9 protein-coding genes are annotated in these 12,441 nt (G+C 73.6%); 6 read left to right on the top strand and 3 right to left on the bottom strand.

Annotation, left to right across the window (positions count from 1 at the left end; genetic code table 11):
• Window positions 1-94: 94 nt before the first annotated feature.
• From BCD49_RS06025 to BCD49_RS44850, 3 genes are all read right to left on the bottom strand, one after another.
• Window positions 95-1,411, bottom strand: coding sequence for a ribonuclease D (locus BCD49_RS06025; protein ID WP_007516076.1), 1,317 nt, complete (start codon window positions 1,409-1,411; stop codon window positions 95-97).
• A gap of 240 nt (window positions 1,412-1,651) precedes the next feature.
• Window positions 1,652-2,344, bottom strand: a complete 693-nt coding sequence (locus BCD49_RS44855) for a DUF3000 domain-containing protein (RefSeq protein ID WP_007516075.1) — start codon at window positions 2,342-2,344, stop codon at window positions 1,652-1,654.
• 158 nt (window positions 2,345-2,502) lie between these two features.
• Window positions 2,503-3,057, bottom strand: a complete 555-nt coding sequence (locus BCD49_RS44850; RefSeq protein ID WP_007516074.1) for a hypothetical protein — start codon at window positions 3,055-3,057, stop codon at window positions 2,503-2,505.
• Window positions 3,058-3,423: 366 nt separating this feature from the next.
• On the opposite strand from BCD49_RS44850, the gene hemE reads away from it, so the two are divergent.
• The 6 genes from hemE to katG all read left to right on the top strand — a co-directional run bounded on the left by hemE (window position 3,424) and on the right by katG (window position 12,430).
• Complete coding sequence (hemE, locus tag BCD49_RS06010) at window positions 3,424-4,500, top strand: uroporphyrinogen decarboxylase (protein WP_027140992.1); 1,077 nt, start codon at window positions 3,424-3,426, stop codon at window positions 4,498-4,500.
• Window positions 4,501-4,632: 132 nt separating this feature from the next.
• A complete protein-coding gene (hemG, locus tag BCD49_RS06005) occupies window positions 4,633-6,099 on the top strand; it encodes a protoporphyrinogen oxidase (RefSeq protein WP_027140991.1) in 1,467 nt (488 codons plus the stop codon).
• Window positions 6,100-6,103: 4 nt separating this feature from the next.
• Window positions 6,104-6,889: a hydrogen peroxide-dependent heme synthase gene (gene hemQ / locus BCD49_RS06000; RefSeq protein ID WP_007519269.1), complete on the top strand. Its 786-nt coding sequence runs from the start codon at window positions 6,104-6,106 to the stop codon at window positions 6,887-6,889.
• A gap of 1,197 nt (window positions 6,890-8,086) precedes the next feature.
• On the top strand, window positions 8,087-9,637 hold the full coding sequence (locus BCD49_RS05995) for a sugar transferase (protein WP_007519271.1): 1,551 nt from the start codon (window positions 8,087-8,089) through the stop codon (window positions 9,635-9,637).
• A 104-nt stretch (window positions 9,638-9,741) separates the two neighbouring features.
• A complete protein-coding gene (locus tag BCD49_RS05990; protein WP_007519273.1) occupies window positions 9,742-10,182 on the top strand; it encodes a Fur family transcriptional regulator in 441 nt (146 codons plus the stop codon).
• A gap of 25 nt (window positions 10,183-10,207) precedes the next feature.
• Window positions 10,208-12,430 carry a catalase/peroxidase HPI gene (gene katG / locus BCD49_RS05985; protein ID WP_007519274.1) on the top strand — a complete coding sequence of 741 codons (2,223 nt, stop codon included), beginning with the start codon at window positions 10,208-10,210 and terminating at the stop codon, window positions 12,428-12,430.
• Window positions 12,431-12,441 lie beyond the last annotated feature (11 nt).

Here is a 12,441-nt window from a genome sequence, read left to right as displayed (position 1 = left end):
CCGGGTTCGCGCTCGGCGGACATCCCGGGCCAGACCGCCCGCGCGGTCGCGTCCAGCAGGATCAGCGGGTACTGGCCGGTAGGACCAGCGGGAGCTAGGGGGCGGCCTCGGTGCCGCCGGCCGGACCGGCGGCCGCGGTGGCGGCCCGGCCGGCCGGGCGCGGCTCCTGGGGCTCGGCCTTGGGGGGCTCGATCAGGGCGACGGCGATCGCGGTCGCCGTCAGGTCCACCTGCCAGGGGCGGGCACCGCCGGCGCGCAGCGCGTCGGCCACGGCCGCGGCGGACAGCTCGCCGGGCGGCGACCAGGCGACCCGCCGGGTCAACGCGGGCTCGATCAGGTTCTCCACCGGCATGTTCTGCTCGCCCGCGACCTTGTTGAGGCTGGCGCGGACCCGGGCGAGCCGGGCGGCGGCGATCGGGTCGCGCTCGGCCCACCGGTTGGGCGGCGGCAGCCCGTCGCCGCCGGTGGAGGCGGTCGCGGGCGGGAGCTCCGCGTCCGGCAGCGCCGCGGCCTGGGTCAGCGCCGTCATCCAGACGCCGGCGCTGCGCCGCAGCCGCGGCCCGGAGAACACCGGCAGCTTGACCAGCTCGGCGGCGTCGGCGGGCGCGGACAGCACCGCGTCGATGATCGCGCTGTCTGGCAGCACCCGGCCGGGCGCGATGTCGCGGACGCGGGCGATCTTGTCCCGGGCGGTCCACATCGAGCGGACCGCGGCCAGCTGCCGTCGGCTGCGGGCGCGGTGGATGCCGCTGGTGCGCCGCCAGGGCTCGGCCCTCGGCTCGCGTGGCGGGGCGGCGGCGATCGCCGCGAACTCCTGGAGGGCGAACTCCAGCTTGCCCGTCTCGGTGAGCTCGGCCGTGAGCGCGTCACGCAGCTCGACGAGCAGCTCGACGTCGAGCGCCGCGTAGCGCAGCCACGGCTCGGGCAGCGGTCGGGTCGACCAGTCAGCCGCGGAGTGCCCCTTCTCCAGGCCGAACCCGAGCACCCGCTCGACCATCATCCCGAGCCCGACCCGCTCGTAGCCCAGCAGCCGGCCGGCGAGCTCGGTGTCGAACAGCCTCGTCGGGCGCAGCCCCAGCTCGGCCAGGCAGGGCAGGTCCTGGCTCGCGGCGTGCAGCACCCACTCGCACTCGCCGACCTTCTCCTGGAGCACGGTCAGGTCGGGCAGTGTGACCGGGTCGATCAGCACCGTGCCGGAGCCGCGCCGGCGGATCTGGACCAGGTAGGCGCGCTGGCTGTAGCGATAGCCGGATGCGCGCTCGGCGTCGAAGGCCACCGGACCCTCACCCGCGGCGAGCCGCTCGGCCACCGCGGCGAGGGCCCTCGCGTCGCTGGTGACGGGTGGTACGCCCTCGACCGGTTCCAGCAGTGGGGTGACGGCGGGCGACGCCGGCTCTGCCGCGTCGGTCACGTCTGGTCTGCCACCCCCGCTGAGCTGCCGTGTTGAGTTCGGAACCGTCGACGTCACGATCGGCGATGGTACGTGTCAAAGCCGCGGTTGGCAGGCCGGTCGGCGGATCAAACGTACCGTTTATACGCTTCGTAACGAGGCTACCGGCACCAGTGACCGGCGTACCGGCATATGTACGCGGCTCGCCCGCGCTGCCCGAGGGGCGGGTGCTGCGTGCCGCGCGGGCCGGCTGACCAGCGGTTAGAAGCGGCGTCCGGGGAGAGAGACGACGCCGGCGATGCGGGGCGGCAGGCCGGCCATGGCGGCCAGCAGGTCGGCGAACGCATGCAGGTGGGCGGCCGTGCCCTGGGCCGACCAGGGCGTCCCACCCTCCCCGCCGGGACGGGGCCGGCCGGCTGTCTCCGCCCAGTCGGGAGACCAGGAGCAGCGCATCTCGACGTCGAAGCTGTCGCCGTCGGGCGCGAGCACCCCGAAGCGGCGCGACGTCGTCGTGGTGACCGTGCCACCGAGTGCCCGGACGCCCACGCCGTGCGCCGCCATCGCCTCGACCAGCCAGGACCATGCCACCTCGGGCAGCATCGGGTCGGTCGCGACCTCGGGCTCGACGGCGGCGCGGGCATAGCAGACCAGCCGGGCGGTGCCCTCCCAGGCGTTGTGCCCCGCCGGATCGAACAGGAGGACGAGCCGGCCGGCGGCGAGGTCCTCGTCATCGCCGGCGAGGCTGGCCGCGAGCGCGAACGCGTAGGGCGCGACCCGGCTCGGCGGCGTCGCCTCCCGGACGGCCAACTCGGGGCGCAGCGTGCCCAAGGCCTCCCGCAACGCCGTGGCCGTGGCGACGAACAGGCCCGGCCCCGCGAGGGCCGGCGTCGTCGTGGTCGCCGCCGTCACCGCCGCTCGCGCGGACCCGGCGTCGGGTGACAACGGGACGCCCATGGCGGCCACGTTAGGGCGTAGGCGTAGATCGCGCTGGCCGGACGCCGGAGCGTGCTGCTTCGACCCCGATGGGTGCGCCCGGTGGGGTACCGCCCGATGTGGGGCGACCGCGGGAACGACGCCGGGGCCAGGTGCCTCCGGCGCCGTGCCGTACAGGCTCACGCCAGCGACCGTGGAGCGCGCCTGGCACCGGCCAGGGGGCGCGGCGTCCTGCCTCGGGACGAGGCGTCCGGTTCGCGGCCGGGCCCCGGCTGGCGGACCACCCGGGGCCGGGGCCGGTCCGCCTCGTCGTCCAGCCCGGCGCCGGGCTGGGTCAGGGGCGCGACCAGGATCGCGGCACCGCAGTGCGCACAGGCCCGCTCGGGACAGTCCGCGCCGTGCCCGTCGAGGCATTCCGGCCGCTCGAACCGCCGCTCGTCGGCACACTCGGGGCAGTGGTGGTACTCGCCCACGGGGTCACGGTCACCGGTGAGGGTGGCCGCCCCGTGCCGGCCTGCCGGGGCGGAGCGCCCGGGGCCCGCGTTCCCGGCGGGATGATCAGGCTGATCGGGCTCGCGTCCAGGGAGCATGACCGCACCTCCTGTGGCCGGCTGATTCTGCTGGTCGGGGTCCGGGGTCTTCTGCTGGTCGGGGTCCAGGGTCGCCCCCGGGGCACTGTCGCGGCCCGCGGCGAAGCTGCCCCGGCAGCGAGCAGGCAGCGCCAGCTCGGACATCGCATGCACTCCCAGCCCTTTCGGACGGGACAGACGGTGCCACGACCATGGCTGATCTCCACGCATTCCCCCCGGCGTGTCGCGCCGGACCGGCTGTGCCCCGCGCGCGACACATGTGACGAGCGTCCCGGTTCCACCCGTTGGGCGCCCGATGGGCATTCTTCGGCCCTGGGTCGGGTGCCTCGAGAGGCCGGGGGAGCCTGGCCGACGAGATCCGGAATGTCCCGCCGCGGGTGCGGCGGCCGGAAGCCGGGGGAGTAGTTTCTACTAGAGGTAGAAGTTCCGGAGCCGTCGCCTGGGAAGGCTGGCGGCGCCGCTGGCGACGCGGGTTCGGCACCCTCGGCCGGCACGTGTCACGATCGGAGTATGGCTGTGGGAGCTCCGTCTGCCTTGACCGCGCCCGCCGGGCCTCGCCGGCCCGGGCTGGCGGAACGCGCGTCCCTGCTGCGCGCCGCCCGGCGGGAGCCGACCGACGCGACGCCGGTGTGGTTCATGCGCCAGGCCGGCCGGGCCCTGCCGGAGTACCGGGCGCTGCGCGCCGGGGTGCCGATGCTGGACTCCTGCCAGGACGCCGCGCTGGTCACCGAGATCACGCTGCAGCCGGTCCGCCGGTTCGGCACGGACGCGGCGATCTTCTTCTCGGACATCGTCGTACCGCTGGTCGCGATCGGCGTGGACGTCGACATCGTGCCCGGGACCGGGCCGGTGGTGGCCGAGCCGATCCGCGACGCGGCCGGTCTCGCGCAGCTGCGCCCGATCTCGCCTGACGACGTCCCCTACATCCACGACGCGGTCCGGCTGCTGCTCGCCGAGCTCGGCGACACCCCGCTGATCGGCTTCGCCGGGGCGCCGTTCACGCTGGCCAGCTACCTCGTCGAGGGCGGCCCGAGCCGGACGCACGCGAAGACCAAGGAGCTGATGTACAGCAACCCCTCGCTGTGGCACGCGCTGCTGGACCGCCTCGCCGAGATCACCATCGGCTTCCTGCGGGTGCAGGTCGACGCGGGCATCGACGCGCTGCAGCTGTTCGACTCCTGGGCCGGCGCGCTCGACGAGGCCGACTACCGCCGCTACGTCGCCCCGCACAGCGCCCGGGTGCTGGCCGCCTTCGAGGACGCCGGGGTGCCGCGGATCCACTTCGGCGTCAACACCGGTGAGCTGCTCACCGCGATGGGCGAGGCGGGCGCGGACGTCGTCGGTGTCGACTGGCGGGTCGGCCTCGACGAGGCGGCCCGCCGGGTCGGCCCGGGCCGCGCCCTGCAGGGCAACCTGGACCCCACCGCGGTGTTCGCCCCCCGGGACGTGCTCGCCGAGAAGGTCCGTGACGTGCTGCTGCGTGGGTCCAAGGCCGAGGGGCACATCTTCAACCTCGGCCATGGCGTGCTGCCCGAGACCGACCCGGGCGTGCTGGCCCACATCGTCGACCTCGTTCATGGCGGCTAGGAATCCGCCGGCGTCGCTCCTGGCGGCCGGCAACCCGGCCGTCACGAGTGACGCCGGCCGAAAGACGCGCGACGTCGACGAGACCCCGCGCCCCCGCGGGTCCGTCCCAGGTCGCGGAGGGAGCGTTCCAGCGTGCGAGTGGTGATTGTCGGCGGGGGTATCGCGGGGCTGGCCGCGGCGCATGCGCTGGCCGGCCGGGCCGAGGTGACCGTGCTGGAGGCCGGCGACCGGGTGGGCGGCAAGCTGCGCACCACCCCGCTCGCGGGGCTCGACATCGAGGAGGGTGCCGAGTCCTTCCTGGCCAGGGTCCCGGAAGGTCTTCGGCTGGCCCGCCAGGTCGGCCTCGGCCACGACATCGTCCATCCCGACACCACCTCGGCGTCGCTGTGGATCAACGGGCGGCTGCGGCCGATCCCGCCGAACACGCTGCTCGGGGTGCCGACCGACGCGCTGGGGCTGATCCGCTCCCGGGTGCTGTCCCCGTGGGGACTGGTGCGCGCCGCAGCCGACCTGGTGCTGCCGCGCGCGAAGATGCCGGACGACCCGACGGTCGGTGACTACGTCGGTGCCCGGGTCGGGCGCCAGGTCGTCGACCGGCTGGTCGACCCGCTGCTCGGTGGCGTCTACGCCGGCCGGGCCGATGCGCTGTCGCTGCGCGCGACCGTCCCGCAGCTGGTGCCGATCCTGGCCGAGGACCGCTCGCTGCTGCTCGGCGCCCACCGGGTGCGGGCACGCACCGGGCCGGCGGCGGCGCCGGCCGTCGCCGCGGCGCCCTCGCCGGTGTTCGCCTCGGTGCGCGGCGGCCTCGGCGCCTTCGCCGCCCGGGTCGCCGAGGCCAGTGGCGCGACCGTGCGCACCGGGGTGCTGGCGCGCCGGCTCACCCAGGTGGAAGGCGGCTGGCGCGTCGACTTCGACGAGTCCGGCCCGGCCGGCGACGCCGGCCCGGATGCCGTGGCGGTCGGGCCGCGTGGCAGTGGCTCGCTGGATGCCGACGCGGTGATCCTCGCGGTCCCCGCCGGGGCCGCGCGCGAGCTGCTCAGCCCGGTCGCGCCGCGGGCCGCAGCGCCGCTGGCCGGCGTGCCGTACGCCTCGATCGGGCTGGTCACGCTCGTCTTCCGTGACGTCGACCTGCCGGCCGGCAGCGGTTTCCTGGTGCCGGCCCGGGAACGCGCGACGATCAAGGCCGCGACCTACCTGACCTCGAAGTGGCCGCACGTGTCCGGCGGCGGTCCGCTGCGGGTGATCCGCGCGAGCGTCGGGCGGGCGGGCGCCGACCGGGACCTGCGCCGCTCCGACACCGAGCTCGCCGGGGTGGTGGCCGCGGAGATCGCGCATGCCACCGGCCTGTCGGCCAGGCCGGTCGCGAGCCGGGTGAGCCGGTGGGGCGGGGCGCTGCCGCAGTACCTGCCGGGTCATCTGGAGCGGGTCGTGATGGTGCGACGGGCGCTGCCGCCGGGGCTCGCGCTCGCCGGCGCGGGCTACGACGGGGTCGGCATTCCCGCCTGCATCCGGTCCGGTGAGGCCGCGGCGGCGGCGGTGCTTCGGCCCGAGACGGATGTGGTCGGCGCGGTAAGCCGCCCCGCGAGCGAGGAAGAATAGGCGTATGTCGTCCACCCAGCCTTCGTCCACGTCGCAGCCGGAGTCCTCATCCCAGCTGGAGACCACGTCCCCGCGGCAGGAGCCCGGTACCCAGCACGGTGAGACGGCGAAGTCCGCCCGGGACCTGAACGCGGAGATGCTCTACACCAGCTGGTCGGTGTTCGCCGCCCGGCGGCCGCTGCCTGCCGACCGGTCCGCCGTCGCGGCCGAGGCGGACGCGCTGCTCGACGGCGCGCTCGCCAAGGACGTCTACACCCGGGGCGTGTACGAGATCTCCGGCTACCGTGCCGACGCCGACCTCATGATCTGGTGGACCTGCCCCGACCCGGACCTGCTGCAGGAGACCTACCAGCGGTTCCGCCAGACGACGCTGGGCGCGCACCTCGACCCGGTGTGGTCGGCCGTCGGCCTGCACCGGCCGGCCGAGTTCAACCGCAGCCACATCCCGGCGTACGTCCGGCGTGAGGACCCGCGCGACTACGTCTGCGTCTACCCGTTCAACCGCTCGCTCGAGTGGTACCTGCTGCCCGACTACGAGCGGCGCGGGATGCTCTCCGAGCACGGGATCATGGGCCGGGAGTACGAGGACGTACGCGCCAACACCGTCTCCGCCTTCGGCCTCGGCGACTACGAGTGGCTGCTCGCCTTCGAGGCGGACCAGCTGCACCGGATCGTCGACTGCATCCGCCACCTGCGCTCGAGCGCCGCCCGCCGGCACACCCGGCTGGAGACGCCCTTCTACACCGGCGCCCGCAAGCCCATCGCGGACATCGTCGCCGCCCTGCCCTGACATTGGTTCGCTCCGTGCGGGCGGCGCGCTCCGGCCCCGTACTCGCTTCGCTCCCACGGGACCTCCGCGCGCCGTCCTCCTCCGCTCACGGCGCTCCGGCGACCTCCGCTGCGGCCCAACCACTTCGCTTCGCTCGTGGCCGGGCCTCCGCGGAGGCGCGCCTCTGCGCCAGCTCGGTTGCTTTGCGCTCGGACGGTGTGGGACCACAAGACCGTGCTCGGGGCCACTTCGCTGCGCTCGTGGGGTGGAGTTCGCTCCCGACCGACCGGTACGGGAGCGCTCCAGCCGTCACTGGTCCAGACATCCACGAGCGAAGCGAAAGGGCCTACGGATGGGCCTGCTTCGGGTCGGTGACGTTCAGCGGTAGGTCCGCGCGTAGAGGCACACCTCCGCAGAGGCCTCCCACAAGCGAAGCGAAGTGGCCGTCTGGATCCAACATTTTGTCGATTGGTGACGTTCAGCGGCGGGTGACCGTAGCGGCGCGGAGGCGCGCCTCGCGGAGGCCCGGCCCCGGAGCGAAGCGATCGGGGCTGGGCCGCAGCGAGGTCGCCGGAGCGCCCGTGAGCGGAGGAGGACACGGCGCGGAGGTCCCGTGGGAGCGACGGGGTCCCTGCGGAATCGGCGAAGCCGATTTCGGAGGTCGTGAGTACGGGGCCGGAGCGCCGTGCCCGGACGGAGCGAACCAGAAAAGGGGGTCGACGTCCGCCTGGGCGCCCCCACCCGTCCGACGGACGCCGACCGCTCTCGCCCTGGCCGCCACGGCGGCCAGGGGGCCTCACCCCGGGGTCGCCATCCCGGGATTCGCGGACAGTAACACTTCGGCGTCGTTGTGTAACTCATTGTCGAGGCGCGGATTGCCCTCGCGCGAGGCTGGTGCGCGTTTGTCCGTCGATGACGGTCATCGCTCGAATGGCGCGTTCTGCCACGTGGGGGCGCTGGTGGGGCGATAGTCAGGGGCGGGTAGGTTTGCCCGCGTGGCCACGGTCTGGTGGCTCTCACGCCCTTGCGCGGGATCAGCAGTCGCGCCGGGACGCGGGAACGGGGCTCGCGGTGGCGCACACCGAAGGGGGAGCACCCGAACACGGGTGGGTCCGCGCGGTGTGGCGCGTGGGGGGAGCCGGTGGAGTTGCCCACCGCGGAGGAGAACGTGCTGACGCTGCAGGGATGCGTTGCCCACTGGTTCGCKGGGGGCGCGCGGTGACGGCGACCGCGCCGGCCGGCTGGCAGGCGGCCAGTCCGCCCCAGCGGACGGCGGCGCCCGGCCGTGCTCCGCGAGGCGGCCAGGCGCCGCCGCCGGGCGGCTACCGGGCCCAGCTGCGGTGGGAGCATCGCTACGTCCGGGTGCTGATCCTCTTCGACGCCGCCGCCTGTGTGGCCGCGACCGGTGTGGCATACGTCATCCGGTTCGGTGGCTTTCTGCACTTCGAGATGCGGGCCACGTCGCCGCGGTGGTACCTGCTCGCGACGGTGCTGCTGCCACTGGTCTGGGGCGTCGCGATGTCGTTGAACCGGGCCTACGAGCCCCGGTTCCTCGGCGGCGGCTCCGAGGAGTTCCGCCGGGTCGTCAACGCCGCGATGCGGGTCGTCGCGACGGTTGCGACCGTGTCGTACGTGACCAAGGCGGAGATCGCCCGCGCCTACGTGCTGGTCGTCTTCCCGGTGGCGATCCTGCTGACCGTGGCCGGCCGGATCGGCGGGCGCGGCCTCCTGCACCGGGCGCGCCGGCAGGGCCGGTGCATGCACCGGGTGCTCGTGGTCGGCGCCGGCGAGTCGGCGGCGATGCTGGTCCGGCTCGCGCAGCGCGACCCGACAGCGGGGTGGTCGGTCGTCGGCGTCGTGCTGGACCGCTCGCCCGGTCGGCACAGCAGCGACCGTCCCGAGCGCAGCGGGTTCGACCTGCTGGGCGTGCCGATCGTCGGCACCACCGAGTCGCTGCACACCTCGATCAGGGCGACCCGCGCCACCACGGTTGCGATCTCGCCGCAGGTGGACGGCGGGACCCTGCAGCGGATGCTGTGGAACCTGGAGGGCTCGGACGTCGAGGTGCTCGTCTCGTCGGCGCTGACCGACGTCGTCGGCCCGAGGATCTCGATCCGGCCGGTGGCCGGCCTGCCGTTGCTGCACGTCGAGGAGCCGGAGCTGACCGGCTCGCGCCGGGTCATGAAGATGCTCTTCGACCGGGCGGTGGCGCTGAGCATCGTCCTGTTCTTCTCGCCGCTGCTGCTCGGGCTCGCGCTCGCGGTCCGGCTCAACAGCCGCGGACCGGCAATCTTCAAGCAGGTCCGGGTCGGCCGGGGCGGCCAGCCGTTCAAGATGTACAAGTTCCGCTCGATGTACGTCGACGCCGAGGCGCGCCTGGTCGGGCTGCGGACGAGCAACGAGGGCCAGGGCCTGCTGTTCAAGATGCGCGACGACCCGCGGGTGACCGGGGTCGGGAAGTTCCTGCGCAAGTGGTCGCTCGACGAGCTGCCGCAGCTGTTCAACGTCCTGCGGGGGGACATGTCGCTGGTCGGCCCCCGCCCGCCGCTGCCGAGTGAGGTCGCCGCGTACGAGGGCGACGTGCACCGCCGGCTGATGGTCAAGCCCGGCCTGACGGGCCTGTGGCAGATCAGCGGCCGCTCCGACCTGGCCTGGGACGAGTCGGTCCGCCTCGACCTGCGCTACGTCGAGAACTGGACGCTGGCCATGGACTTCGTGATCCTCTGGCGCACCGTCTTCGCGGTCCTGCGCCGCGAGGGCGCCTACTAGCCAGCGGTTCGTCCTAGCCAGCGGTTCGTCAGCGCGTCGCGGCTGGTGGAACGGGCCACAGTGTTTTCTTGACAGGTTCAAGAAAACGGGGAAGAGTATGCGCCATGGCCGCCGCCTTGGACTTCCAGGGGATGCTGCGAGGGGCCGGTCTGCGTGTGACCCGACCTCGGATGGCCGTGCTGGGCGCTGTGTTCGCCCACGCACATGCCGACACGGACTCGATCATCGGCGTCGTTCGCCGGGAGCTGCCCGAGGTGTCGCACCAGGCCGTGTATGACTCGCTGCATGCGCTGACGGCCGCGGGGCTGGTGCGGCGCATCCAGCCGGCCGGCTCCGTGGCCCGCTACGAGTCGAGAGTCGGGGACAACCACCACCACGTCGTGTGCCGGTCGTGCGGCGACATCGCCGACGTCGACTGCGCCGTCGGCGAGGCGCCGTGCCTGACCGCGTCCGACGACCGTGGCTACTCGATCGACGAGGCCGAGGTCACCTACTGGGGCCTGTGCCCGGCCTGCTCGGCCGGGCCCGCGCCCGATCGTGCCTGACCCATCTAGGCTCGGGAGGAATCCCATGTCCGAGACCCGCGAAACCGCGCCCAACGTCAACGAAGCGAACAGCGTGGGGTGCCCGGTCGAGCACCCGCGTGCCCCGCACCCCACCCAGGGCGGCGGGAACCGTGGCTGGTGGCCGAACCAGCTCAACCTGCACCTCCTTGCCAAGAACCCCGCCGTGGCCAACCCCCTCGGCGAGCGGTTCGACTACGCGGCGGCGTTCACGTCCCTCGACCTCGCCGCCGTGAAGAGCGACATCGCCGAGGTGCTGACGACCTCGCAGGACTGGTGGCCGGCCGACTTCGGGCACTACGGCCCGTTCATGATCCGGATGGCGTGGCACTCCGCGGGGACCTACCGCATCGACGACGGCCGTGGGGGCGCCGGCAGCGGCCAGCAGCGGTTCGCGCCGCTGAACAGCTGGCCGGACAACGGCAACCTCGACAAGGCCCGCCGCCTGCTGTGGCCGGTCAAGAAGAAGTACGGGCAGAAGATCTCCTGGGCCGACCTGATGGTCCTCGCGGGAAACGTCGCCCTGGAGTCGATGGGCTTCCAGACCTTCGGCTTCGCCGGCGGCCGCCCGGACGTCTGGGAGCCGGACGAGGACGTCTACTGGGGTCCCGAGTCGACCTGGCTCGGCGACGAGCGCTACACCGGTGACCGGGAGCTCGAGGAGCCCCTGGGCGCGGTCCAGATGGGCCTCATCTACGTCAACCCCGAGGGCCCGAACGGCAACCCGGACCCGCTCGCCTCGGCCCGTGACATTCGCGAGACGTTCCGCCGGATGGCGATGAACGACGAGGAGACGGTCGCCCTGATCGCCGGCGGCCACACCTTCGGCAAGACGCACGGTGCCGGCCCGGCGGAGAGTGTCGGCCCCGAGCCCGAGGGCGCCCCGATCGAGCAGCAGGGCCTCGGCTGGAAGAGCTCCTACGGCACCGGCAAGGGCGGCGACGCGATCACCAGCGGCCTCGAGGGCATCTGGACGAACACGCCGACGACATGGGACAACAGCTTCTTCGAGATCCTCTTCGGGTACGACTGGGAGCTGTTCCAGAGCCCGGCGGGCGCCAACCAGTGGCGGCCGAAGGACGGCGCCGGGGCCGGCACCGTCCCGGACGCGCACGACCCGGCGACGACGCACGCGCCGACGATGCTGACGACCGACCTCGCGCTGCGCTTCGACCCGGTCTACGAGCCGATCTCGCGGCGCTTCAGGGACGACCCGGCCGCGTTCGCCGACGCGTTCGCGCGGGCCTGGTACAAGCTGACGCACCGTGACATGGGGCCGGTCGAGCGTTATCTCGGCCCGGAGGTCCCGGCCGAGGTGCTGATCTGGCAGGACCCGGTCCCGCCGGTCGCGGGTGAGCTCGTCGACGCCACGGATGTGGCCACCCTCAAGGGCCAGATCCTCGCGTCCGGCCTGACGGTCTCCCAGCTGGTCTCCACCGCCTGGGCGTCGGCCTCGACCTACCGGGGCGGCGACAAGCGCGGCGGCGCCAACGGCGCCCGCCTCCGCCTGGAGCCGCAGATCGGTTGGGAGGTCAACGAGCCCGACCAGCTCGCGGTCGTCCTGCGGGCCCTGACCGGGATCCAGGAGACCTTCAACGTGGCCGGTGGCCGGCAGGTCTCGCTCGCCGACCTGATCGTGCTCGCCGGTGGCGTCGGCGTCGAGCAGGCGGCGAGGAACGCCGGCCACGACGTCGAGGTCCCGTTCACGCCGGGCCGCACCGACGCCTCGCAGGAGCAGACCGACGTCGAGTCGTTCGCGCCGCTCGAGCCGAAGGCGGACGGGTTCCGCAACTACCTCGGGAAGGCCCAGCGGCTGCCGGCCGAGTTCCTGCTGGTCGACCGGGCGAACCTGCTGACCCTCTCCGCCCCGGAGATGACCGTCCTCGTCGGTGGCCTGCGGGTCCTCGGCGCGAACTACCAGCAGTCGCCGCTCGGCGCGTTCACCACAACCCCGGGGGCGCTGACGAACGACTTCTTCGTCAACCTGCTCGATTTGGGCGTCACGTGGACGCCCACGTCCGAGGACGCGAACACGTTCGAGGGCCGCGACGACGCCACCGGCGAGGTCAGGTGGACCGGGAGCCGCGTCGACCTGGTCTTCGGCTCGAACTCCGAGCTGAGGGCGGTCGCGGAGGTCTACGGCAGCGACGACGCGAAGCAGAAGTTCGTGGACGACTTCGTCGCCGCCTGGACCAAGGTCATGAACCTCGGCCGCTTCGACCTGGCCTGATCMCGATCGCC

The organism is Pseudofrankia sp. EUN1h, assembly GCF_001854645.1.
GTDB classification, from domain to species: Bacteria; Actinomycetota; Actinomycetes; order Frankiales; family Frankiaceae; genus Pseudofrankia; species Pseudofrankia saprophytica.
The sequence above is the reverse complement of the archived record's forward strand: the minus strand, read 5'-3'. Positions and strand labels throughout refer to the sequence as shown.